The organism is Celeribacter halophilus (genome assembly GCF_018860305.1).
GTDB lineage: Bacteria > Pseudomonadota > Alphaproteobacteria > Rhodobacterales > Rhodobacteraceae > Celeribacter > Celeribacter halophilus_A.
Genome location: NZ_JAHKPE010000028.1, coordinates 184,028 through 205,971, shown reverse-complemented (window position 1 = coordinate 205,971; position 21,944 = coordinate 184,028). Strand labels below are relative to the sequence as shown.

Below are 21,944 nucleotides of genomic sequence, written 5' to 3'. Positions count from 1 at the left end.
ATCCTACTCCCGCAACCAGTGTAATCGACCCTGCCCGTGCAATATGCGCGGGCTTTGTCGTATCCAGACCCTCCAAACCGAGAATGCCCGCCAATTCTCCAACCAGTTCAATGTGATGGCCGTTTGGGGCAATCTCGTCGGGCATCATCCTTACCTGGGAAATCAATCCGCGCAGCGCCTCGGTTGCCTCGGTCTTCAGGGACGGATCCTGTAAGGCCGACGACAGGTTGCGCACTTTGGTCCGGTAAACATCCGCCAGGTTCGGATGCAGGCGGAGGACGGGGGCTCGGAACTGCGTTCCAGAACGTCGCTCAGGGCCTGCTTCTTGTGTTCGAGCTCAGCCAAACGCGCTTTCATACTGGATTGATAGAACCCGTCTTCAATCGCCTGCATGATGCCGTTGATCTTTTTGTCGACAGTCGCGAGGTCCCGACGTGCCTTCTCGCGCGATGCGTTTGCGCTGGCGGCAGTCTGATTAAAGGCGCGGTGGTATTCTTCGACAAAGACTTCCAAGAGTTTGGGGTGGAGCAGGCAATCGCGCAGGCCTGTGAGCACGCGGTCTTCAAGTGTCTCGCGCGTAATCGTGGCGCGATTGGTGCAGATGGCGCCACCTTTGTTGCGGGCGCCGGCGCATCCGTAGCGCGTTTTGTTGATCAAGGTATAGCTCGAGCCACAGCAGCCGCATTTGAGCAATCCTGAAAACAAATAACGCGGACGCCGCGCATTCTCGGGACGCATGTCGGCATTCAAAACGCCTGCAGGGTTCATGTTCGCGCGAATGGCGGATTGACGGGCTTTGACGCGGTCCCATAGATCGTCATCAATGATCCTCAGGTGGGGCACGGCTTTGATGACCCATTGATCAGGCGGGTTCAGGCGTGCCTGTCGCTTCTGTGTATCCGAATTTTTGATGAACGTCTGGCGGTTCCAGACGAGTTTGCCGATGTAGAGTTCGTTGTTCAGGATACCTGTGCCGCGTTTCCAGTTGCCCATGATTGTGGACGGACCCCATGTGTCGGAATTTTTGCCTGCACCTTTGCCGGTGCCCGTGGAGATGCCTTCGGCATTGAGACGTGCTGCAATTGTACGGGCAGAATGGCCTGCATCATATTCTTCGAAAATGCGCCGAACAATGGCGGCTTGTTCGGGATCGATGTCACGTTCTCCGGTGACGGGGGTTCCATCTTCGTGAAACGCACGGGTGACGCTATAGCCGTAGCAGATGCCGCCTGCAGATTTGCCTTTGCGGATGCGTCCTTCCAGACCGCGGTGGGTTTTGGCGGCGAGGTCTTTCAGGAACATCGCAGACAGGACGCCGTTGAAGCCGATATCCATCTCGCTCACTTCATCTTGCGCCACGGTTACAATGCGAATGCCAAGATACTGCATTTTTTGTAGAAGCCGGAAGTGTGTTCCTGGTCGCGGCTGATGCGATCAAGCCCCTCGGCCACGACCACGTCGAAGTGGCCATTCTGTGCGTCTTCAATAAGGCTTTGGTAGCCCGGCCTTTGAAGGGATGTGCCGGAAATTGCCGCATCGGAATAGTTTTGAACTGTGATCCATCCACGGTCCGAGATTAGCCCGTGGCAGATCCGTAGCTGGTCTTCAATGGAGGCATGAGATTGCATGTCTGTGGAATAGCGGGCGTAGATGGCAGCGCGAAGAGGTGGGGTGGGCATGTGCTTAGTTCTCCGATGAATCTTCCCGGTGAAGCGAGTTATGAGCGGCAATGTCGGCCTGTGCGACCTGTCGTGCCAGAATGCGCGCGATTTGAACCAACGCCGGGTGAGGCTCTGTGGTGGTTGACGGGGAGGGTGAGACAGCAACAGGGGGTGCCATAGGCGTCCCCTTGTCGTTTGCATGTCTCTTCCGGTCCCGTGCCATTGGCCGAGGTCTCCCGCCCGTTCCGGCGCTGCGCCAGACGGTATAAAATGATGTCATTGAGGCCGGTGCGTGCTCCGGCGGTTGTATCATCATTGTAAAACATCGAGAGCCTCATGGGGTGGCCAGAATGGCGGAAATGGAAGTTAAACCGCGAAAAAATTGTGGATAAACAGGCGTTTGAAAAAAACTAATTCGCAAACTTTCCGCTCGGGCGCGGCTTGTGCCGGTCGCTGAACCTGCCAGATCTATAAAATCCGGATTTGTCTGACGTCAGCGCTTATGGGACCAAATACCGCTATTTGGTCCCATAAGCGCTGACGTCAGACAGGTGTGGCATCGGGGCGCCTTATGTTTAAAAGGAATAGGTTGGGATGTTCGAAATGAGCCGGGTGTCCGTTCACGCGTCTCGCCGTGATGAGCACCAAGATTTGTGATGCTTCCTCAGTGTCATACACCGTATTCAAGAAGCAGTGAGTTGTCGCTCGGAAAGCCTATACAGATCGATGGCGCTTGAGCTAAAAATGGCACTTCTGGCACGTTCACTTGGTATGAGGGCATCGGCCAATTCACGCCAAGTGTCATAATCTGAGGTAAGGGTCAGGACTGGCCAGTCGCTTCCCCAAAGTAGCCTTTCCGGCCCGAAATGTTCCAGAAGATGTGCAACGTAGAGGTCCACATCTGCTGCCTTCCAGTCTTTGCCTGCTTCAGTCAAAAGGCCGGACAGCTTGCAAAAAGCCTCTGTTTCTTTTGCGATAGTGGCTATGTCGTTGGCCCAATCGTCAAACAGAGCATCTGCAATTCGGGGTTTTGCGGCATGGTCAATCACAGTGCGCATTTTCGGATAGCGTGACAGAAGTTCGCGAAGTTGCGAAAGATGTTGCGGTCGTACGAGTGCATCAAAGGTCAGGTTGGCTTGGACCATCATTTCAAAGGCCGGAGCGAGATCATCACGCAGCATCCAGTTGTCGTCGGCGATGTCCTGGATCATCGGTCGCAGGCCCACGAGTTTTGGGTGTTTGGCAAGTTCTGCAATATCATCAGCAGCCGAGGGGGTCGTAAAGTCAGTCCAGCCAACCACACCCAAAACGAAAGGTGTGTTGTCGGCGATTTCTAGCAGAAATTTTGTTTCCGCAGCTGTCGGGGCAGCCTGCACCAGAATTGTTCCGTCAACACAATTTCGTTGCAGGTGCGGCATCAAATCTTCTGGCATGAAGTCACGGTAGAGTGGCGCAAGCTCTGGCGTCAACCAGTCGTAATCGCCACGCGCAAGTTGCCAAAAGTGCTGATGTGCGTCGATGATCATGTGCCAATCACACCTTTCTTCAGGATGATATTGCCATACAGCCGTGTCTCGCCGGTTTGGACGATGGCAAAGGCAGTCTTGGCGCGATCATAAAATGCGAAACGTTCCAATTTACCCAAAGCGGACGGGTTATCCGCTGATGTGTTTATAATGTTCTGAAACGTCGCGACGATGGGTGGCAGAGCATCGGGATCATCTACGTTTTCCATGACCAACGCCGGGTTAGGCACATAGCTGTCTAGCGGCATGACGCATAGCACGGCTTCCAAAACATCTGTGGCGCTGACCCCGTCAAGTCGGTGACAGCGGGTGCCGAGTGCGGTGGCCGGAAAATTGGCGTCGGCAATGACAATCTCATCGCCATGACCCATTGCACGCAGGGTGTGAAGCAAGTCGGGGGAGAGAAGCGGAGGAATGTTATGCAGCATGATCAGGCTCCATGGGTGTTGGTGCATCGGGGCGAATGAGGCTTTCCCCCTTGAGGTCAGACCAAAGCGCCTGTGGTATTAATGTTTCGAAAATCGCCACGTTCTGTCGCACTTCATCAGGCGTGGAAGCACCAGGAATGACGGTTTTCACGGCCTCGTGGCCCAGCGGGAATTGCAATGCTGCGGCAATCAGCGGCGTGTCATGGGCGGCGCAGACCTCGCCAAGTTTACGGACGCGCGAAAGGATATGTTCGGGCGCGGGGGCGTAATCGTAGCGCGCACCCTCGATGGCTCCGGTCGCCAGAATGCCCGAATTATACGGACCGCCCAAAATGATTCCGACATCACGTTTGATGCACAGCGGCAGGAAACTGTCGAGCGGGTCTTGTTCCAGCAACGTATAGCGTCCGGCCAAAAGGAAGCCGTCAAACTCAGCCTCCCCCAGTAACCGTTCACAAATTTGCCAGGTGTTCACACCCGCGCCGATGGCTGAAATCTTACCAGCCTCACGCAGCTCCGAGAGGGCGCGATAGCCGCCCTGAGAGAACAATTGGCGCAGATTATTGTCCTCAAACGCCTGACCGTTGGTTCCGGAATCGATGTCATGCAGGAACAGCATGTCGATCTGATCCGCCCCGAGGCGTTGGATGCTATCCTCATAGCTGCGCATGATGCCTTCATAGGTGAAATCAAAGACGATCCGTTTTTGCGGCACATCAACAAAGGCTTCGGGTGTGACGTCATCAATGAGGCAGTCTTCCAACACGCGGCCCACCTTAGTCGAAAGCGTGAGGGCGTCGATGTCAAACCGACGAAGGGCCTCGGAAAACCGCATTTCAGAGCGCCCCAATCCATATTGCGGGGCAGTGTCGAAATACCGGATGCCCGCGTCCCAAGCGGCATCAAGGGTGGCCTGTGCTTCGTCATCTTCAATCTTGCGATAGAGATTGCCCAAGGGCGCGCCGCCAAACCCCAGCCGGGTCAGCGCAACGGGGGATGCGGTGCGTTGGTTCAATGGGATTTTTGTGGCCAGTTTCATGGTCCCTCAATTCAGGTTGTGCGGAAGTAATCCGGATGTTCGCGTTCAAGCGGCGCGATGCGTTTTGTCAGCTGGCGAAGGTGGCGGGTCATCGTAGCGCGGGCTGCATCGGGATCTTTGGCCTCGATCGCCTTTAGAATGTCCTGGTGTTCTGCTACGGCTTGAGCCGGGCGGCCCGGATCGGGAAGCATCAACTTGCGCGCGCGGCGCAGTTGAAGGGTCATTTCTTCAGCGACAAGATTGACCTTGGGAAAACCGGTAAAGCTCAGGATCAGTTCGTGAAACTCCAGATCAGCTTCAAAGAAACCCTGAAAGTCCTCGTCTTCCACAAGCAACGCCTGAAAGCGCAGGTTGCGGGACAGTCTCGTGAGTTGGTCGTCGGTGTGATCGCTGGCGACGCGTGCCACTGCTGCGACTTCTACAGCTTCGCGTAGAAAGTTCTCCTCCAAAAGCTCTGCTAAAGAGAAGCGCGACACGCGGGTGGCGGATTGCGGGATGATATCAACCAGCCCGTCCGAAGACAGTCGCCCCAATGCTTCGGCGATAGGAGACCGCGAGACGCCCAACTTGTCGCAGAGTGCGCCTTTGCGCAGAACCTCCCCCGGTTTCAGTGCCATTTCCAGAATGTTGGTGCGCAGCACTGTATAGACGCGTTGCCCGAGGGGGCCGTCTAAACTGTTAATATCTAAGATGTGATCTGGTAATGGCATTCTGTATTCCTCTAACTGACATGTTAGTTGACACATGTCGCAAGTCAAGCTAGTTTAGATTAACGGACATGCCCACTGCGGGCCAGAGGAATACGAACATGACAGAACGGCCCCGCATGCTGACGCTGAACCCGCAAGACAATGTTGCTATTGCGCTGGATGACATCGCGGCAGGGGATCTGGGCATGCCGGAAGGGGTGACTCTTTTACAATCTGTCACGCGCGGGCATAAGGTTGCGATAGCGCCCATCAAAGCAGGTGAGAACGTCCTGCGTTACGGCCAGATTATCGGTCAGGCGACATGTGACATTGCGGTTGGCGAACACGTCCATGTGCAAAATCTCGGCATGGGCGACCATTCTCAGGATTACGCCCACGCAAGTGAGGCTGTGGCGCTTGAGGCGACCCCTGAGGTCCGCACCTTCAACGGCTACCATCGGGCGGATGGTCAGGTCGGTACCCGCAACTACCTTGGCATTCTGACCTCGGTGAACTGTTCCGGCTCGGTTGCGAAATTCATTGCAGAAGCGGCCGAGAAATCCGGACTGTTGGACGACTTCCCAAATATCGACGGCATTGTTCCGATCACGCACGGCACCGGATGTGGCATGTCGGGCGAAAACGAAGGCTACGACACGTTGTTCCGCACGTTGTCCGGTTATGCCCAGCACCCCAACTTTGGCGGGATTCTGTTGATCGGGCTTGGTTGTGAGGTCATGCAAGTGTCCGCGCTTGTCGGAGGCCGTCCGATCCGCGCCGATGGGGCGCTGCGCTATATGACGATCCAGCATGAGGGCGGCACGCGCAAGACGATTGAAAAAGGTCTCGTGGAATTGCGCGGCATCGCCGAGCAGGCGAACATGGCGACACGCGAACCTGCGCCGATCTCGCATCTCATGGTTGGGATGCAATGCGGTGGCTCTGACGGCTATTCCGGCATCACGGCCAATCCGGCCCTTGGTGTTGCGTCGGACCTGATGGTGCGCCATGGTGCAACAACGATCCTGTCGGAAACCTCTGAAATTTACGGCGCCGAACACCTTTTGACCCGCCGTGCGGCGACGGTTCAGGTGGGTGAAAAACTGATTGATCGCGTGCGCTGGTGGGAAGATTACACTGCCCGCAACAAAGGCGAGATGGACAACAACCCCAGTCCCGGCAACAAACGTGGGGGGCTGACCACGATCCTTGAAAAGTCGCTCGGGGCTGTGGCGAAAAGTGGCAGTGCACCCCTAACGGATGTTTATCTGTTTGGCGAAAAGATCGACAAGAAAGGCTTTGTCTTTATGGACAGTCCCGGCTTTGATCCGTGCTCTGTGACTGGCCAAATCGCCTCCGGCGCAAACCTGATTGTGTTTACGACCGGCCGCGGGTCGGTGTCGGGGTATATGCCTACGCCCTGCATTAAGATCGCCACCAATTCTGAAATGTACGCCCGAATGTCCGAAGATATGGACATCAATTGCGGTGACATCGTCAGCGAAGGGGTCAGCTTGCAGGACAAGGGGCGGGAAATTTTCGAGATGTTCATTCGCGTGGCATCCGGAGAGCAGACAAAGAGTGAAGACCTCGGCTTTGGCGGGGTCGAATTCGTGCCATGGCAAATTGGCGCGGTGATGTGATCATGGGGGCAATATGACACTCAAGGGTAAAACAATTCTGATTACGGCGGCGGGCCAAGGCATCGGCGCGGCGAGCGCGCTGGCCTGTGCGAAAGCGGGCGCTAAGGTTTACGCCACGGATGTGAACGCCGATCTGTTGACTAAAATGTCCGGCGTAGAGGGCATTGAAACCCGTGTGTTGGATGTGACTGACGTCGCCGCCATTGATGCGCTGGCCGCCGAGCTTCCTGATCTTGACGGCTTGTTCAACTGTGCGGGCGTGGTTCATCACGGGTCCATTTTGGAACTTGATGATGCCGCATGGGAGTTTTCGCTCAACCTCAACATTACATCCATGGTGCGCATGTGTCGCGCTTTTGTGCCCGGCCTGTTGCGCCGCGCTGAAAGCGAAGGCAGCGCCTCTATCCTGAACATGTCGTCGATGGCATCGTCCGAAAAAGGCTTTGTCCAGCGCACCGCATATGGCGCGACGAAAGCCGCTGTGATCGGCTTGACCAAAGCGATTGCCGCCGATTTTGTAGCCCAAAACCTGCGCTGCAACGCACTCTGCCCCGGCACGGTCGACACCCCTGCTTTGCAGGGGCGTATCCAAGCTGCACCGGATCCTGTTCAGGCCGAAAAAGACTTTATCGCGCGTCAACCGATGGGCCGTTTGGCCACAGTGGATGATCTCACGCCGACCGTCGTGCATCTCTTGTCCGACGGCAGCAGTTTCATCACCGGACAAAGTGTTTTGGTCGATGGTGGTTGCACGATCTAGCAAAAACGTCGGCTTGGGAGGGCACGCGACATGACATTTCTGGTGGAGATGAGGGGGATCGAAAAACGCTTTCCGGGCGTGCATGCGCTCAAAGCGGTGCAATTCGATCTGAAACCCGGAGAAGTCCATGCGCTCATGGGGGAGAATGGCGCAGGAAAATCGACATTGATGAAAATCATGTCCGGTATTTATACGCCGGACGGGGGTGAGATGTTTGTCGATGGCAAGCCCGTTTCCCCCGATGGCCCGCGCGCTGCACAGGATCTTGGCATCGGGATCATTCATCAGGAACTGAGCCTGATGCATGACCTGACGGCGGCTCAAAACGTTCTGATCGGACGCGAGCCGCGCCGCAGCTTTGGACGTTTGGACGAGCATGCGCTCAATGCCAGAACGGCAGAGATTTTCGCTTCGCTCAATCTGGATATGGACCCGCGCACAAAGGTCGGCACTCAAACGATTGCGCGTCAGCAATTGATCGAAATTGCCAAAGCCCTATCCTACAATCCGCGCGTTTTGATCATGGACGAGCCGACAGCGGCGTTGAACGATACGGAAATTTCGGAGCTGTTCAATGTCATCGCAAAGCTCAAGGCGGACGGTGTTGGTATCGTCTACATCAGCCACCGCATGGACGAGATCAAACGTATTGCCGACCGTGTAACCATTCTGCGCGACGGGGCCTATATCGACACGGTCGAGGCCGCCGACACGCCACTGAAAACAATCATTCATCTGATGGTCGGTCGCGAAGTCAGCCAAAATGGGCCGGTCATTCCCGATTTGTCACAAAGCCCGATCGCCTTGGACGTGCGCAACCTGTCGCGCGGACACGAGGTTCGCGATGTCAGTTTTGATGTCCGCAAGGGCGAGATATTGGGCTTTGCCGGTCTCATGGGCGCAGGCCGCACAGAGGTGGCTCGGATCATCTTTGGTGCCGACCCGCGCGATGCGGGCGAGATTTTGGTTGCGGGTCAGCCGGTGAACATCCGCACGCCTCATGCCGCTGTCGAGGCGGGGATCGGGTATCTTTCGGAAGACCGAAAACACTTTGGTCTTGCTGTCGATATGACCGTGCGCGCCAACATTGCGATGGCCAATCTTGGACAATTCACGAGCAAGACGGGGGTGCTGGATGAGGGCGCGATGAAAGACGTCGCGGTCAAATACATCGAGCAATTGGGCATCCGCACACCTTCGGACATGCAAGACGTGCGCCTGCTTTCGGGCGGGAACCAGCAAAAGGTCGTCATCGCCAAATGGCTGTTGCGCGATTGCGATGTTTTGATCTTTGACGAACCCACGCGTGGCATCGACATCGGTGCGAAATCCGAAATTTATGCGTTGCTCGAAGCCCTTGCGGCACAGGGCCGCGCGATCATCGTGATTTCGTCGGAGTTGCCCGAGGTCATGCGTCTCAGCCACCGCATCGCCGTCATGTGCGAAGGCCGCCTGACCGGCATCTTGCCCGGCGGCGAGGACACCACACAAGAACAGATCATGGAATTGGCCACCCAACGCGACAGCGCGTTGAATGGCGCGGAGGAGTTAGTATGACCACCACAACAGTAGATGCGCCAAAGTCCGTCCTGTCCCGGATCGTTGCTGCGGGCACCCACCAGCGGGTTTTGGCCTTTGCCAGCTTGGTCGTGCTTTTGATCGGGTTTGCCATCGCATCCCCGAACTTTATGCAGACCTCCAACATGTTGGCGATTTTGCAGGCCACTTCGGTGAACGGCGTCTTGGCGATTGCGGTTACTTTGGTGATCATCACTGGCGGGATCGACCTGTCCGTTGGGACCATGATGACCTTCTGCGCGGTGATCACCGGCGTTGTTTTGACTTACGCCGGCTTGCCTTTGCCCTTTGGCGTGCTGGCCGCCGTTCTGACGGGCGCGATTTGTGGTGCATGTTCCGGCACATTCGTGGCCAAAATGGCCATCCCGCCATTCATCGCAACCCTTGGAATGATGTTGATCCTCAAGGGGTTGAGCCTTGTGATCTCCGGCACCCGTCCGATCTATTTCAACGACACACCTGGGTTTAGCGAAATCTCTCGCGGCTCGTTGATTGGCGATGTGATCCCGTCCTTGCCGATCCCCAACGGCGTGTTGATCCTGTTCATCGTGGCGGGCGTCACCGCCTACATTCTGAACCGCACCGTGTTGGGCCGCTACTGCTTTGCCCTTGGGTCGAATGAAGAATCCGTCCGCTTGTCCGGTGTGAACACCCAGCGTTGGAAGATCGCGATCTATGCGCTCGCGGGCTCCATCGTGGGCATTGCGGGGCTGTTGATTGCCTCGCGCTTGAACTCTGCACAGCCTGCGCTGGGGCTTGGATACGAACTTGAAGCCATTGCGGCCGTGGTCATTGGCGGCACATCGCTGTCGGGTGGCCGTGGCTCCATCCTTGGTTCGCTGATCGGTGCGCTGATTATGGCGGTGCTGACCAATGGTCTGCGTGTCCTCTCGGTGGCTCAAGAATGGCAAACCGTCGTCACAGGCGCGATTATCATCTTGGCGGTTTATGCCGACATGATGCGCCGAAAGAACGCGAAGTAATATCGCGAATGCCGAACCAAGACTTTTCTGTCCGGGAGGAGAACCGGGCTTGATCGACAACTCAGGAGGAACCATCATGTTGTCACGTCGCTCCCTTATCGCCGCACTCAGTGCGTCAATTGCCATTGCATCTGCGCCCGCTGCATTTGCGCAAGATGAAATCTACATCCCGTTGATTTCGAAAGGCTTCCAGCACCAGTTCTGGCAGGCCGTGAAAGCCGGTGCCGATCAAGCCGCCGACGAATTTGGCGTGCGTATCACGTTTGAGGGTCCGGACAATGAAACCATGGTGGATCGTCAGATCGACATGTTGGCCGCCGCTCTGGCCAACAACCCCGGCGCCATCGGCTTTGCAGCACTCGACAGTCAGGCGGCCATCCCGCTTCTGCGCCAAGCTCACGATGCCGGCATCCCTGTCATTGCATTTGATAGCGGTGTGGATAGCGACATTCCCGTTGCCACAGCCACGACAGACAATGTTGCAGCCGCTGCTTTGGCCGCTGACAAAATGGCCGAATTCCTCGGCGGGGAAGGCAAGGTTGCCGTTGTCGCCCATGACCAAACCAGCCGCACCGGGATTGACCGTCGTGATGGTTTCCTGAACCAGATCGAAGCCAGTTACCCGAACATCGAAGTGGTCAGTGTTCAGTATGGGGCGGGGGATCAGTTGCAATCCACCGAAGTCGCCAAAGCTATTCTGACGGCCAACCCTGATCTGGCTGGTATGTTCGGGACCAACGAAGGCTCCGCGATTGGTATCGTGAACGCCGTGCGCGAAATGAGTTCCGAGAACATTGTCATCATCGGGTACGACTCCGGTAAAGCGCAGACGGATGCGATCCGTGCGGGTCTGATGGCGGGGGCGATCACTCAAAATCCGGTTGGAATTGGCTATGAGACTGTCAAGGCGGCGATTGCTGCGATGAATGGCGAAGAGATTCCGGAAATCATCGATACGGGCTTTTACTACTATGACCAGTCCAATATCGATAACCCTGAAATTCAGGCCGTTCTGTACGATTGATCTGAACTCTGTCGCGGCTCATGTATAAATAGGCCGCGACGCTTTTCTTTTTGCAAACCAACGTCTGAGGACATCATGAAATTATTGCGCTACGGCCCCGCGGGCCAGGAAAAACCCGGCTGTTTGGACGCGGAGGGCCGTGTCCGCGACCTGTCAGGCCATGTCTCGGATATCGCGGGAACGGCGCTTCTACCTGACACCATCGCGCGTTTGAAATCGCTCGACATTGCAACGCTTCCTGTTGTGGAGGGCATCCCGCAAAGCGATCTGCGTCTGGGACCGTGCGTCGGCCAAACCGGAAAGTTTGTCTGCATCGGGTTGAACTATGCCGATCACGCCGCCGAAAGCGGGATGGATGTGCCGCCTGAGCCAGTGATTTTCAACAAATGGACTTCGGCCATCATCGGTCCCGATGACGATGTGATCATTCCGCGCGGGTCCAAGAAAACGGATTGGGAAGTTGAACTGGGTGTCGTGATTGGCAAGGGCGGCAGTTATATTGATGAAGCCAATGCGATGGATCACGTTGCGGGTTTTTGCGTCATCAATGATGTGTCCGAGCGCGAATATCAGATTGAGCGTGCGGGCACCTGGGACAAGGGCAAAGGCTGTGACACGTTCGGCCCGACGGGCCCGTGGTTGGTGACGCCTGATGAGGTCGGTGATTTTGACAACCTCGCGATGTGGCTGGAAGTTGACGGTGTGCGCCATCAGAACGGTTCGACCGCTACAATGGTCTATAAAGTCCCGCACCTGATCGCCTATTGTTCGCAATTCATGAGCCTGCAGTCGGGTGACATCATTTCGACCGGAACTCCGCCGGGTGTCGGCATGGGTTTGAAACCACCAAAATATCTCAAGGGCGGGGAAATCATGCGTCTCGGAATTGAGGGGCTTGGCGTGCAAACACAGACTGTGCGGAACGCGAAATAATAATGGTGTGATCCCTGAATGTGTCATCGCTTGAGATCGGAGCTTTCTGTCACATCAACACATTACGCTGCGCCCCCTGAAAATCTGTGATGCAGGGTTTTGCGTAAAGCTTTAAGCAGGGCGACCTAGATTAAATACTTGGTCGCCTTCCACCTAACTCTGCACAATCATTTTAGCGACGAGTTCGGCGGCGTTCTGCACCCCGAGCTTTTTCATGACCGAGCTACGATGCACCTCCACCGTGCGTGGCGAAATGCCCATGGCCTGTCCCGTTTCTTTGCTGGTGTAGCCGTTTACGATATATCGTGCGACTTCGCGTTCACGCGGGGTTAATGTCGCGGACGTGGCCGGTTTGTTTTCCAGATGTTCAAACGTCCAGACCATAAGGCGGAAGGGGTCTGTCGGAGTTAGGGTTCGCCCTGCTGCACGGGTCCAGATGATTTCCCCGCTGCGGCATTGCATGAAACGTTCGTCCGCATAGCGTGGGCGCCCCTTGAGCCATCGTTGCCACTTCGCGCCGGTTTTTTCGTAGTCGACACTCGACGGATAAAGAATTCGGATGGATTGCCCCTCAAGCTCGTCACGGGTCCAGCCAAAGATGCGCTCCATCTCTGTATTCACACGTTGAATAACCCGATTTGAAAGAACCATGAGTCCGATCGGGGCATCCATGAAACCTGTGAGATCCAGGTCGGCACCGGATATTTGATCGTAATTCATCAGTCCTGCCCTTTGCTGCAGATGCATCTACGTAGTTGATACGTAGATTTATACGTAATTCTACGAATTGCTGCTATGCGATTTTTGCATGACCCTATGTGCAGGAGGAAATTTCATGACCACAGACATCTATATTACCGGATCCGGTCACACGCGCTTTGGTCGTTTGGAGGAAAGTCTCGAAGCGTTGATTGTCGAAGCTGCCCGTGAAGCGATTGAGGAGGCACAGATTCCTCCAGCGGAGATTGATGCTGTATTCTTGGGGCATTTCAATTCCGGTTTGGTGCCGGACGGTTTTGCGTCTTCGCTGATTTTGCAGGCCCATCCTGATTTGCGGTTCAAGCCGGCGTCACGTTGTGAAAATGCCTGTGCATCCGGGGCTGCGGCCATTCACGCGGGCATGAATGCCATTCGCGCCGGACGTGCCCGAAATGTCTTGGTCGTGGGGGCAGAAAAGATGACCCATCGCTCGACGCCTGATGTGACGACAGCACTGGCTGGGGCGGGCTATCAGAATGATACAGCCGAAGCAGGGCTGAGCTTTCCGCAGGTCTTTGCCGTGGCAGCCCGGCAATATGCAGAACGCTACGGCGATCCCATGGATACCTTTGCGCGGATTGCCGCAAAGAACCATGAGAACGCGATGAAAAACCCGTTGGCGCATATGCATAAGGCATTGCCCTACGAGTTCTGCCGCGAAGTGAGCGAGAGAAACCCGTTGATCGCGCCGCCGCTTCGTTTGAGCGACTGCTCCTTGGTCACCGATGGTGCCGCCGCCATTATCCTGAGTTCGGGCGAGGCCCATGCCGCAGATGCCTCTGCGCGGGTTTTGATGGCCGCAGCAGAACACGTCTCCGACTATCTGCCGATGAGCCGCCGTGATTTCGTCGCTTTCGAGGGACCGGAGCGGGCGATTCAGATGGCCTATGATGCGGCGGGGATCACCGTGTCCGATCTCGATTTCGCCGAGGTTCATGATTGTTTCACCCCCGCTGAATTGCTGATCTACGAAGCTATGGGGCTTGCGCCCAAAGGGCAGGGCGCGCGTGCGCTGAGCGAGGGCACTGTCTATGCGGATGGTCGCACTCCCGTGAACCTTTCAGGCGGCCTCAAAGCCAAAGGTCATCCGGTCGGCGCAACAGGTGTGTCCATGCATGCTTTGGGGTTCCGGCAATTGACCGGTCGCGCAGGGGATATCCAGCGCGCAGGCGCCGAATGGGGGCTTGCCTTCAACATGGGCGGGGCAGCTGTCGCCAATTATGCAACGATTTTGAAGGCCGACCGCGCCTAATCCAGATGATCCAAGGACTGAAAAGACGATGAATATCGCAAATTGGCTGTATCAGACGGCACTCTCATGGCCGAACCGCCCAGCTCTTTATGAGGGGGATGTGTTGCGTCAGAGTTATGCCGAGCTTTTGCAAACGACGTGCAACCGCGCGGCGTGGTTGCGGGAAGAATATGGCATTCTGGCGGGAGATCGCGTGGCGGTATTTGCCAAGAACGCCCCCGAATATATCGAAGTGCTTCATGCGTGCTGGTGGCTCGGGGCCGTGGTTGTTCCGATCAACTGCAAGCTACACCCGCGTGAAGCCGAATGGATCATTCGGGACGCGGAGGCGGCACTTGTATTCACAGAAAGTGGCGCAGTCTTTTCGGACAAAGCCGACATTCAGGAAGTGGCCCTTTGCACGGATGCCGCGCAGGACCAAAAGATCTCTGCTCCTGTGCCGGTCGAAGATCAGGATCTGGCATGGCTGTTTTACACGTCCGGCACCACGGGAACGCCCAAAGGGGTTATGCTGAGCCATGAAAATGTGCGTCAGATGACTCTGTGCTACGCTTTGGATGTCGATTGCGCCCAAGCCGAAGATCACATGCTCTACGCTGCACCGATGTCTCACGGAGCGGGGCTGTATATGTTTGCGCACATCCGCGCGGGCGGGGCGCATCTCATTCCTGCTTCGCACGGGTTTGACAGTGACGAGATCATCGGATTGGCCAGGACGCGCGGGAATTTGGTGTTCTTTGCTGCGCCGACCATGGTCAAACGGTTGATCGCGGCCTCGAAGGCGCAGGGATTTACCGGCGAGGGTATTCGCACGATCATCTATGGTGGGGGGCCGATGTATGCCAATGACATCAACGAAGCCCTTGCCTGTTACGGTCCTCGTTTTGTCCAGATTTACGGACAGGGGGAAACTCCTATGACGATTTCCGTTCTGGGGCGTGACTTGGTCGCGGACCAGACGCATCCGCGTTGGCAGGCCCGCCGTGCCTCTGTGGGAATTGCCCAAGGCGCGGTGACGCTTGCTGTGCTGGGGAGTGACGGAACACCTTTGCCCGCGGGAGCGACAGGAGAAATCTGCGTCAAAGGGCCGACTGTCATGAAGGGTTACTGGAAAAATGCCGAAGCCAGCGAGCAGGCTCTGGCCGGTGGTTGGCTGCATACAGGTGACCTCGGGCATCTGGACGAGGACGGCTTTCTCTATCTCACAGATCGTTCGAAGGATGTGATTATCTCGGGGGGGACGAATATCTATCCCCGCGAAGTCGAAGAAGCTCTCTTATGTCATCCGTCCGTGTTTGAAGTCGCCGTGATCGGTGTGCCCGAACCGGATTGGGGCGAACAAGTGGTCGCCTATGTGGTGTTCGAGCAAGGTAAAAGCGCCAGCGTGCCGGAGCTTGACAGCTGGTGCAGACAACATATCGCGGCATTCAAACGCCCGAAACATTACGAATTCGTCAAGGAACTGCCCAAGAACAGCTACGGAAAAGTTCTGAAAACGGAACTGCGCAGCCAGGCATGTTCCAAGACGGCATCGGCCTAGGCCGTACAACAAGGCAACCGGGCAGGAGGAGCTCGGTCTCATTGGAGGAGAAAACACCATGAAAAGACGTGACTTTCTGAAAACCTCGGGCGCTCTCGCGGGCGCTGGTCTGATCTCGGGCCTGCCTGGTCTGGCACAGGCGGCGACATCGCTGAAATTCGACAGCTATGTGAGCGAAACGGCCGGACCATCCTGGGTGGACCGCTGGTTCTTTGAAGAGCTGGAAAAGCGGACAAACGGCGAAATTGGTATGAAATACTACTGGGCCGGTAGCCTTAACAAGGTTGGTGAACATCTCGGCGCTGTTCGGGATGGCACAAGCGAGACGACACTGATTGCGCCGGGGTATTATCAAGCCGAACTTCCTGTCACGCGCGGGCTTGAGTGGTATTTCCGGATGGAACGTGCGGACGAACTGCAACTGGTGTGCCGTGATGTCTATGAAAACTTCGCGCCACTGCGTCAGGAATGGGAAGAGCGTCACCGCTCTAAAGTGCTCTACTGGACCAACTGGAACTACGCGCCGCTGATCTTGCGCGAACCGATCACCTCTCTTGCCGATCTCAAGGGCAAGAAAATTCGCGCCTATGGCGTGGCCACAGATGTCATTGAAGGGTTCGGCGGCATCGCGGTGCCAATGGCGGCCGGTGAAGTCTACCAAGCACTTGAGCGCGGCGTGCTGGATGGTGTCTATGGTTTCGACTTCGTCACCGCTGTGGCTTATAAATTGCACGAGATCGCACCGAATTTCCACGACATCGGGGATGGCCCGCATGCGCCTGCCGTGACGGTGATGAACCGCCGTGTCTGGGAAGGTCTTCCTGCCGAGCATCAACAGGTCTGTACCGATCTGGCCGATGAGCTTTACAGCGGTAAATTCTCTGAAATCTACAACAAGGTTCTGGCAGATTATGTGCAAAAGGCCCTCTCGGAAGGGGTCAGCTTCACATCCCTGTCTGACGCAGAAAAGGCAGATGCGAAAGCGACGGTCCAGCCTGCTCAGGTGGAGAAGTGGATTGAAACAGTCGCCAAGCCGAACGGAATTGACGGTGCGGCAATGCAAGCGGTCGTCGAAGAGGCCATTGCACGCCATGCCGGCACCGGAACGATGAAGCGTCCGGTCGAAATCGCGGCAGGTCTGTAAGCCATGCTGGCGCGTTTGAACCGCCTGCTTGACGGGATTGCCCGGATCACATCATGGGTGGCATTGAGCTTTCTTGCCTTCATGATGGTGGCCATCACATTGGATGTGGTGGCCCGCGCCCTCTTTGGTCGTGCTGTGCCGGGGCTTTTCGAAATGACGGAAATGTCCATGGTGATGGTGGTCTTCATGGGGCTGGGGGCAACCTTGCTTGATGACGGGCATATTCGTGTCACGATGCTGACCGATGTCTTGCCCGGCCCGTGGTCTCGTGGCTGTACTGCTCTGGCATGGCTCTTCGCGGGGCTAACCTTTGCCATGCTGGCATGGCCCGCGACGCAGGAAGCGATCTATTCCTTCTCGATCCGCGAATTCCGCTGGGGCTATTTTCAGGTGCCGATCTGGTGGGCCAAAATCGCGGTGGCTGTCGGGCTATGGTTTGCCGCGCTTCAGGCGGTTGTGCATGCCCTGCGCATCGCGCTGAAACAGGTGGCCTTACCAGAAGTGGACCGTATTCCGTCCGATCTGCACTGATTTGGGGAACGGCTCTTTGACCACCCCAGTGCGCGCCGCTGCTTTAATGCCGGTGACGCGCCTTACAACAACAGGACTTCGACAATGGATGTGACACTCATCACGGCGCTTGCCGTCGGGCTAATCTTTTTCCTCATGGCGCTTGGGACGCCGGTCTTTGCCGCCTTGGCACTGTCCGGAGCTTTCGGCATCGTGATGGTTGAGAATCTGGCCTTTTTGCTGGCCCGCTTGAAATCCTTTTCTTTCGCCCACACCGCGAATTATGCGCTCACGGTGATCCCGCTTTTTATCCTGATGGGGGCCTTCGCGCATCATGCGCAGGTCGGGAAACGGCTTTTCCATGTGGCAAATAAATGGGTCGGCCATTTGCCCGGCGGTCTGGCGATGGCGAGCATCCTGACGTCGGCAGGATTTGCGGCGACCTCAGGGTCCTCTGTTGCGACTGCGGCGACGGTGGGGGCTGTGGCTATCCCCGAGATGAAGGCAAAGGGCTATGACCGCCGTCTGGCCGCTGGGGCTGTGGCTGCCGGAGGCGTTCTGGGCGTGTTGATCCCGCCGTCGGTTCTGTTGATTTTCTATGCGGCTCTGACTGAAGTCTCGGCGGGCAAAATGTTGATTGCCGGTTTCGTTCCCGGTCTCATCACAACAGTTGCCTTTATGCTTGGCGTGGCGCTGATCGGTCACCGCGTGCAAGATAGCTCCACCCGTGCGCCGAGAGCTTCGTGGGGAGAGCGGCTTTCGACCACCACACAGGCGTGGCAGGTTCTTGTTCTCTTCACAATCGTTCTTGGCGGAATTTACCTCGGACTGGTCACCCCCACAGAGGCCGGTGCTATCGGGGCGCTCGCAGCATTTATTATGCTGTTATGTGCGAAGTCAGCACGCGGCAATCTCGGGCGGAATCTTTCCGAGAGTTTCCGGTCTACCGCGACGACCACAGTCATGATCCTCTTTACCATGATCGGGGCGGGTATATTCAGCTATTTCCTGACCCTTGTTCAGGTCCCGCAAATGATTGCAGGCGCCATCACAGAAAGCGGGGTGCCACCCCATGTCATCGTTGCGGTCCTGTTGTTGCTGTATATCCCGCTCGGGATGTTTCTTGACGCGTTCTCGATGATGGTGATTACGCTTCCCATCGTTTTCCCGACTGTTTCCGGCCTCGGCTTTGATCCGATCTGGTTTGGTATTCTCTGCGTCAAAATGTGCGAGATCGGTTTGATTACACCTCCGGTCGGACTGAACTGTTTCGTCATTGCGGGGATTGATCGGGACACGCCGTTGCCGGATGTTTTCAAAGGGGCACTCTGGTTTGTTGCCATCGAAATGGTGACCATTGTTTTGCTTTTTTGCTTTCCGCAAATCGTGACGTGGCTTCCTGACACCATGATGGCGCGTTGAAGTGTGAGAAGGGAGTGACCAATGACAACTAGAACGACATATGGAACGGCATTTATCACTGGCGGCGGATCGGGCATCGGGCGAGCCAGTGCGCTGCGCCTCGCGCAATCGGGCGCGCAGGTGGCAGTCAGTGACTTGAATATCGATGCGGCGCGTGCAGTGGCGCATGAAATCAAAACTGCAGGAGGAGAGGCCATTGCCATAGCGCTTGACGTGACAGATGCGCAGGGATTGCCCGCAGCGGTTTCTGATGCTGAAGATCAATTCGGCCCCATCGATATTCTGGTCAATAGCGCTGGGCTGATTTTGGTCGAGCCGTTGCTGGACTTTTCGCAAGCCTCATGGCGTCAGGTTATGGAAGTGAATGTCACGGGGACTTTCCAGGTCAGCCAGTATGTCGCACAGGGCATGGCTCACCGTGGCTATGGTCGAATTATTAATATTTCCTCGATTTCGGGCCTGCGAGCAGGGGTCGGGAGGGTCGCCTATGGCACATCGAAAGCCGCTATATTGGGGCTGACACGGCAATTCGCCCTCGAATTGGGACCGCGAGGTGTCACCACCAATGCCATTGCTCCGGGCGTAATTGAGACCCCCATGACATTGAACGCTTATAGCGAGGAAACGTGGTCGCGTGTCCTCGATATGGTGCCCGCTCGTCGGCGAGGTCAACCGGAAGATATCGCTGAGGCTGTGGCCTATCTGGCCAGCCCCGCTGCATCCTATGTCAACGGCGAGGTGCTTACCGTTGATGGCGGTTATATGGCGACGGGGATGACGCAGACAGGCAATTTGGAAGCTTGAGATGTCGCAGGTCACATGCCCCAGTGGTCCCCTCGTTTATAGTGAGGGTCTGCGGGTTTGTTTTTCGACCGCATGTGTGTCCGTTTCCTGCAATTTCGGATGCTTGCGTGCATCGAGTGCCAGAACATCTTCGAGTGTTTCGGCCGACCCATCGTGGAAATAGGGCGCGGTTGCGGCCACGTTGCGCAGGCTCGGGGTGAGAAACCGTCCCATATCCGCAGGGTCGCCGGTGAACTCGTAGAACCCTGTCGCATGAGGAGGATAGGCCCCCGTCCCGTTGATGTTGTAGAGGCCGGTATTGTGGCTTCCTGTCTCGGGCATCGCGCTGCGCGTGGTTTGCTGGTTGTCGGTGAAAAGCACGCGACATGGCGGTGGTAACATTCAAAGCGATGACCAAAGAACAACCGTTCACCGCGTTTGGCCGTATCTGACAAAGCACCTTCCTCGCCCCAGTATTTGAAACGGTCATAGGGGCTGTAGTGTGCCGTCGGTACTGCCAAGATTGTCGTAAGTCTCGGTGCAGGAAAACGCCTTGCCATCAATTTCGGCGGCGAAGTTGATGGTGACGGGTTGTTCCGCAAATGCCGGTGACGCAAGCGCCGTGGCAGCACAAAGTGCGAGAATATGTTTCATGGTTTGAATCTCCTTTAGAAGAGTTGAGAGAGGCTGAAAGTTATCGGGGGACGTTTTGGTAAGCCGCGAGGGATGAGGCGGGGCGGCGGCGACGGAGCCATATGATCAAGCCGGTCAGGATCAGGCCTGTGGTCAGGATGGACACGATAAGGTTCATCGCCAGCCCGAGAGGGATCGACCAGAGGCCTTCGTGAATGGCGCGTGGCAGGTTTCTGGGCACCGCTACGATCTCGTCGGGGGTCACAAAATAGCCCTGAAACCGGTCGCCTTGGGCATAACGCATCATGATGCGTGGTCCGGCGGGACGGATCCAGGCCATTGCCGACAAGTCTTGTTGGGCCTCAACCGCTTGCACGGCCTGCACCATTGACATCGGTTCACTGAGCCTGCCCATCGTCATCGGGGCGGCACCACCGCCGCCCATGGTGACGCCGAAACTCATCAACACTCCGGTAACCGTTGTGATCGCCAGCAGCGGCATTCCGATCCACGCGCCGACACGGTGCCAGCCGGAGACCGTGTTCGCCCGACGCGGCCAGCCCATCAGCAAACCAAGGACAATCAGCACGCCCATAGCGATAGTGGAAATCAGGACAAGCCAGCTCAAATCGCCGACAAATGCCTTATGGATTTGCCGCGAAAGGATGAAGGTTCTGGCGATTATGCCGTGCTGCGTAACCTCGCCAGTCTCGATGTCCAGAACCATCGGGCGCAGTCCGGGGCCTGCGACCTCCAGAGTTCCTTCATAGCCGCGATGGGTCACGGTTTTGGCTTTCCCTTGCGGATCAACCGATTGCAGCAATTCGATGCTGCGCGCTGCGGTGAGGTTGTCGGTTCCGCGAGACATGCTGTTTAGCAACGGCTCGAAGCTGAGGAGAAATCCGGTCAGGGCCAGAATGAGAAGGGGGAGTGAGAAGGCCAGTGCGATCCAGCGGTGAAGTTGTCGAATGCGGCGGCGCATTATGGGTGAAAAGGGCACTTCGGGTATCCTTTGGAGTGGTGTTCGGGTGATTGGTGCGGTTGGGGGCGGGCTTGTGTGTCGCCAAGACCCAAGGGGGCGCCTTAAACCAGTCAGTCCAAACCCGGCTGCGGTGTCGCGGCCATGTCGCGTGTCAGAGGTGACACGGTTTGCGTGATGCCAAGAGCCGTCAGGAGCCGCAGAAAATGCGGGTTTGATCGGGTCTTGCACATCTGGTGCGACGATGGGTTGGAGTGATCTGTATAAAGGCGGATCAGGCCAGCGGCGGTGCCCTTACGCCGCGCGCAGGATCCAGAACTGCGCGAATGGCGCGGCGTTCCTGTGGCGCGACCACCGTTGCGACAAAGATGTAATCCGCTTCGACCGTGCTCGGCAGGTGATCAGGAAGAAGGACGGAGCCGATGATGTGGCAGGCCTGACAATCGCTATGGCTTGTCTGGCCGTCCGACCCCGAGCCGCCACAGAGGTCTGATATATCACCGCCCGCGATGACATATGCTTCGATCGCGAGGTCGGAGGGGCTTGGGAGGCGATGGGCAAACGCCGTCGCGACAAGCGCAACGGTCAACAGAGCAACAACTGCGACCCTGTGAATGTTATGCGATACCCGTTTGAGCATGAAATTCGCTTATCTACT

The 21,944-nt window shown here is 56.6% G+C and carries 23 protein-coding genes; 12 read left to right on the top strand and 11 right to left on the bottom strand.

Going from position 1 to position 21,944, the window contains the following annotated elements; all coding sequences use genetic code 11:
• Nucleotides 1–195 precede the first annotated feature (195 nt).
• From KO492_RS10600 to KO492_RS10575, 6 genes are all read right to left on the bottom strand, one after another.
• Nucleotides 196–1,389 (bottom strand): recombinase family protein, encoded by a 1,194-nt coding sequence (locus tag KO492_RS10600; protein WP_216044916.1) that lies wholly within the window; start codon nucleotides 1,387–1,389, stop codon nucleotides 196–198.
• Nucleotides 1,362–1,679 carry a recombinase family protein gene (locus tag KO492_RS10595; protein ID WP_216044915.1) on the bottom strand — a complete coding sequence of 106 codons (318 nt, stop codon included), beginning with the start codon at nucleotides 1,677–1,679 and terminating at the stop codon, nucleotides 1,362–1,364. The genes KO492_RS10600 and KO492_RS10595 overlap by 28 nt, the downstream gene beginning before the upstream one ends.
• Before the next feature lie 665 nt (nucleotides 1,680–2,344).
• A complete protein-coding gene (locus KO492_RS10590; RefSeq protein WP_216044914.1) occupies nucleotides 2,345–3,187 on the bottom strand; it encodes an amidohydrolase family protein in 843 nt (280 codons plus the stop codon).
• Nucleotides 3,184–3,615: an RbsD/FucU family protein gene (locus tag KO492_RS10585; protein ID WP_216044913.1), complete on the bottom strand. Its 432-nt coding sequence runs from the start codon at nucleotides 3,613–3,615 to the stop codon at nucleotides 3,184–3,186. Before KO492_RS10585 ends, KO492_RS10590 begins: the two co-directional genes overlap by 4 nt.
• Nucleotides 3,605–4,654: an aldo/keto reductase gene (locus KO492_RS10580; RefSeq protein WP_216044912.1), complete on the bottom strand. Its 1,050-nt coding sequence runs from the start codon at nucleotides 4,652–4,654 to the stop codon at nucleotides 3,605–3,607. Before KO492_RS10580 ends, KO492_RS10585 begins: the two co-directional genes overlap by 11 nt.
• Before the next feature lie 11 nt (nucleotides 4,655–4,665).
• Nucleotides 4,666–5,364, bottom strand: coding sequence for a GntR family transcriptional regulator (locus tag KO492_RS10575; protein ID WP_216044911.1), 699 nt, complete (start codon nucleotides 5,362–5,364; stop codon nucleotides 4,666–4,668).
• Between the two features lie 98 nt (nucleotides 5,365–5,462).
• Between KO492_RS10575 and KO492_RS10570 the strand changes: the two genes are divergently transcribed.
• From KO492_RS10570 to KO492_RS10545, 6 genes are all read left to right on the top strand, one after another.
• A complete protein-coding gene (locus tag KO492_RS10570) occupies nucleotides 5,463–6,986 on the top strand; it encodes a UxaA family hydrolase (RefSeq protein ID WP_252735478.1) in 1,524 nt (507 codons plus the stop codon).
• Nucleotides 6,987–6,999: 13 nt separating this feature from the next.
• On the top strand, nucleotides 7,000–7,746 hold the full coding sequence (locus KO492_RS10565; protein WP_216044909.1) for an SDR family oxidoreductase: 747 nt from the start codon (nucleotides 7,000–7,002) through the stop codon (nucleotides 7,744–7,746).
• A 30-nt stretch (nucleotides 7,747–7,776) separates the two neighbouring features.
• Entirely contained in the window at nucleotides 7,777–9,303 is a 1,527-nt protein-coding gene (locus KO492_RS10560; protein ID WP_216044908.1) for a sugar ABC transporter ATP-binding protein, read from the top strand.
• Complete coding sequence (locus KO492_RS10555; RefSeq protein ID WP_216044907.1) at nucleotides 9,300–10,307, top strand: ABC transporter permease; 1,008 nt, start codon at nucleotides 9,300–9,302, stop codon at nucleotides 10,305–10,307. Before KO492_RS10560 ends, KO492_RS10555 begins: the two co-directional genes overlap by 4 nt.
• A 76-nt stretch (nucleotides 10,308–10,383) precedes the next feature.
• On the top strand, nucleotides 10,384–11,331 hold the full coding sequence (locus KO492_RS10550; RefSeq protein WP_216044906.1) for an ABC transporter substrate-binding protein: 948 nt from the start codon (nucleotides 10,384–10,386) through the stop codon (nucleotides 11,329–11,331).
• Between the two features lie 75 nt (nucleotides 11,332–11,406).
• Entirely contained in the window at nucleotides 11,407–12,264 is an 858-nt protein-coding gene (locus tag KO492_RS10545; RefSeq protein ID WP_216044905.1) for a fumarylacetoacetate hydrolase family protein, read from the top strand.
• A gap of 153 nt (nucleotides 12,265–12,417) precedes the next feature.
• Here the strand turns inward: KO492_RS10545 and KO492_RS10540 are convergent, their stop codons facing one another.
• The gene (locus KO492_RS10540) at nucleotides 12,418–12,984 is read right to left on the bottom strand and encodes a LuxR C-terminal-related transcriptional regulator (protein ID WP_216044904.1); all 567 of its coding nucleotides are present in this window, start codon (nucleotides 12,982–12,984) and stop codon (nucleotides 12,418–12,420) included.
• Between the two features lie 115 nt (nucleotides 12,985–13,099).
• On the opposite strand from KO492_RS10540, the gene KO492_RS10535 reads away from it, so the two are divergent.
• The 6 genes from KO492_RS10535 to KO492_RS10510 all read left to right on the top strand — a co-directional run bounded on the left by KO492_RS10535 (nucleotide 13,100) and on the right by KO492_RS10510 (nucleotide 19,695).
• Nucleotides 13,100–14,275 (top strand): thiolase domain-containing protein, encoded by a 1,176-nt coding sequence (locus KO492_RS10535; RefSeq protein WP_216044903.1) that lies wholly within the window; start codon nucleotides 13,100–13,102, stop codon nucleotides 14,273–14,275.
• A gap of 28 nt (nucleotides 14,276–14,303) precedes the next feature.
• A complete protein-coding gene (locus KO492_RS10530; protein ID WP_216044902.1) occupies nucleotides 14,304–15,815 on the top strand; it encodes a class I adenylate-forming enzyme family protein in 1,512 nt (503 codons plus the stop codon).
• Nucleotides 15,816–15,873: 58 nt separating this feature from the next.
• A complete protein-coding gene (gene dctP, locus KO492_RS10525) occupies nucleotides 15,874–16,959 on the top strand; it encodes a TRAP transporter substrate-binding protein DctP (RefSeq protein WP_216044901.1) in 1,086 nt (361 codons plus the stop codon).
• Between the two features lie 3 nt (nucleotides 16,960–16,962).
• Nucleotides 16,963–17,490, top strand: a complete 528-nt coding sequence (locus tag KO492_RS10520; RefSeq protein ID WP_216044900.1) for a TRAP transporter small permease — start codon at nucleotides 16,963–16,965, stop codon at nucleotides 17,488–17,490.
• A gap of 84 nt (nucleotides 17,491–17,574) precedes the next feature.
• Nucleotides 17,575–18,891: a TRAP transporter large permease gene (locus tag KO492_RS10515; protein WP_066604148.1), complete on the top strand. Its 1,317-nt coding sequence runs from the start codon at nucleotides 17,575–17,577 to the stop codon at nucleotides 18,889–18,891.
• 21 nt (nucleotides 18,892–18,912) lie between these two features.
• Nucleotides 18,913–19,695, top strand: coding sequence for an SDR family NAD(P)-dependent oxidoreductase (locus tag KO492_RS10510; protein ID WP_216044899.1), 783 nt, complete (start codon nucleotides 18,913–18,915; stop codon nucleotides 19,693–19,695).
• A 36-nt stretch (nucleotides 19,696–19,731) separates the two neighbouring features.
• Here KO492_RS10510 and KO492_RS18890 read toward each other — a convergent pair whose 3' ends face one another.
• From KO492_RS18890 to KO492_RS10490, 4 genes are all read right to left on the bottom strand, one after another.
• Complete coding sequence (locus tag KO492_RS18890) at nucleotides 19,732–20,016, bottom strand: hypothetical protein (protein ID WP_216044898.1); 285 nt, start codon at nucleotides 20,014–20,016, stop codon at nucleotides 19,732–19,734.
• Between the two features lie 144 nt (nucleotides 20,017–20,160).
• Nucleotides 20,161–20,328: a hypothetical protein gene (locus KO492_RS10500; protein ID WP_216044897.1), complete on the bottom strand. Its 168-nt coding sequence runs from the start codon at nucleotides 20,326–20,328 to the stop codon at nucleotides 20,161–20,163.
• A gap of 40 nt (nucleotides 20,329–20,368) precedes the next feature.
• A complete protein-coding gene (locus tag KO492_RS10495) occupies nucleotides 20,369–21,307 on the bottom strand; it encodes a PepSY-associated TM helix domain-containing protein (protein ID WP_216044896.1) in 939 nt (312 codons plus the stop codon).
• Nucleotides 21,308–21,560: 253 nt separating this feature from the next.
• Nucleotides 21,561–21,926: a hypothetical protein gene (locus KO492_RS10490; protein WP_216044895.1), complete on the bottom strand. Its 366-nt coding sequence runs from the start codon at nucleotides 21,924–21,926 to the stop codon at nucleotides 21,561–21,563.
• Nucleotides 21,927–21,944: the final 18 nt, after the last annotated feature.

Bases quoted from the DNA above. Each gene is read 5' to 3' on its own strand.
- KO492_RS10600 (WP_216044916.1), bottom strand. From the start codon at position 1,389: ATGCAGTATCTTGGCATTCGCATTGTAACCGTGGCGCAAGATGAAGTG.
- KO492_RS10595 (WP_216044915.1), bottom strand. From the start codon at position 1,679: ATGCCCACCCCACCTCTTCGCGCTGCCATCTACGCCCGCTATTCCACA.
- KO492_RS10590 (WP_216044914.1), bottom strand. From the start codon at position 3,187: ATGATCATCGACGCACATCAGCACTTTTGGCAACTTGCGCGTGGCGAT.
- KO492_RS10585 (WP_216044913.1), bottom strand. From the start codon at position 3,615: ATGCTGCATAACATTCCTCCGCTTCTCTCCCCCGACTTGCTTCACACC.
- KO492_RS10580 (WP_216044912.1), bottom strand. From the start codon at position 4,654: ATGAAACTGGCCACAAAAATCCCATTGAACCAACGCACCGCATCCCCC.
- KO492_RS10575 (WP_216044911.1), bottom strand. From the start codon at position 5,364: ATGCCATTACCAGATCACATCTTAGATATTAACAGTTTAGACGGCCCC.
- KO492_RS10570 (WP_252735478.1), top strand. From the start codon at position 5,463: ATGACAGAACGGCCCCGCATGCTGACGCTGAACCCGCAAGACAATGTT.
- KO492_RS10565 (WP_216044909.1), top strand. From the start codon at position 7,000: ATGACACTCAAGGGTAAAACAATTCTGATTACGGCGGCGGGCCAAGGC.
- KO492_RS10560 (WP_216044908.1), top strand. From the start codon at position 7,777: ATGACATTTCTGGTGGAGATGAGGGGGATCGAAAAACGCTTTCCGGGC.
- KO492_RS10555 (WP_216044907.1), top strand. From the start codon at position 9,300: ATGACCACCACAACAGTAGATGCGCCAAAGTCCGTCCTGTCCCGGATC.
- KO492_RS10550 (WP_216044906.1), top strand. From the start codon at position 10,384: ATGTTGTCACGTCGCTCCCTTATCGCCGCACTCAGTGCGTCAATTGCC.
- KO492_RS10545 (WP_216044905.1), top strand. From the start codon at position 11,407: ATGAAATTATTGCGCTACGGCCCCGCGGGCCAGGAAAAACCCGGCTGT.
- KO492_RS10540 (WP_216044904.1), bottom strand. From the start codon at position 12,984: ATGAATTACGATCAAATATCCGGTGCCGACCTGGATCTCACAGGTTTC.
- KO492_RS10535 (WP_216044903.1), top strand. From the start codon at position 13,100: ATGACCACAGACATCTATATTACCGGATCCGGTCACACGCGCTTTGGT.
- KO492_RS10530 (WP_216044902.1), top strand. From the start codon at position 14,304: ATGAATATCGCAAATTGGCTGTATCAGACGGCACTCTCATGGCCGAAC.
- dctP (WP_216044901.1), top strand. From the start codon at position 15,874: ATGAAAAGACGTGACTTTCTGAAAACCTCGGGCGCTCTCGCGGGCGCT.
- KO492_RS10520 (WP_216044900.1), top strand. From the start codon at position 16,963: ATGCTGGCGCGTTTGAACCGCCTGCTTGACGGGATTGCCCGGATCACA.
- KO492_RS10515 (WP_066604148.1), top strand. From the start codon at position 17,575: ATGGATGTGACACTCATCACGGCGCTTGCCGTCGGGCTAATCTTTTTC.
- KO492_RS10510 (WP_216044899.1), top strand. From the start codon at position 18,913: ATGACAACTAGAACGACATATGGAACGGCATTTATCACTGGCGGCGGA.
- KO492_RS18890 (WP_216044898.1), bottom strand. From the start codon at position 20,016: ATGCCCGAGACAGGAAGCCACAATACCGGCCTCTACAACATCAACGGG.
- KO492_RS10500 (WP_216044897.1), bottom strand. From the start codon at position 20,328: ATGAAACATATTCTCGCACTTTGTGCTGCCACGGCGCTTGCGTCACCG.
- KO492_RS10490 (WP_216044895.1), bottom strand. From the start codon at position 21,926: ATGCTCAAACGGGTATCGCATAACATTCACAGGGTCGCAGTTGTTGCT.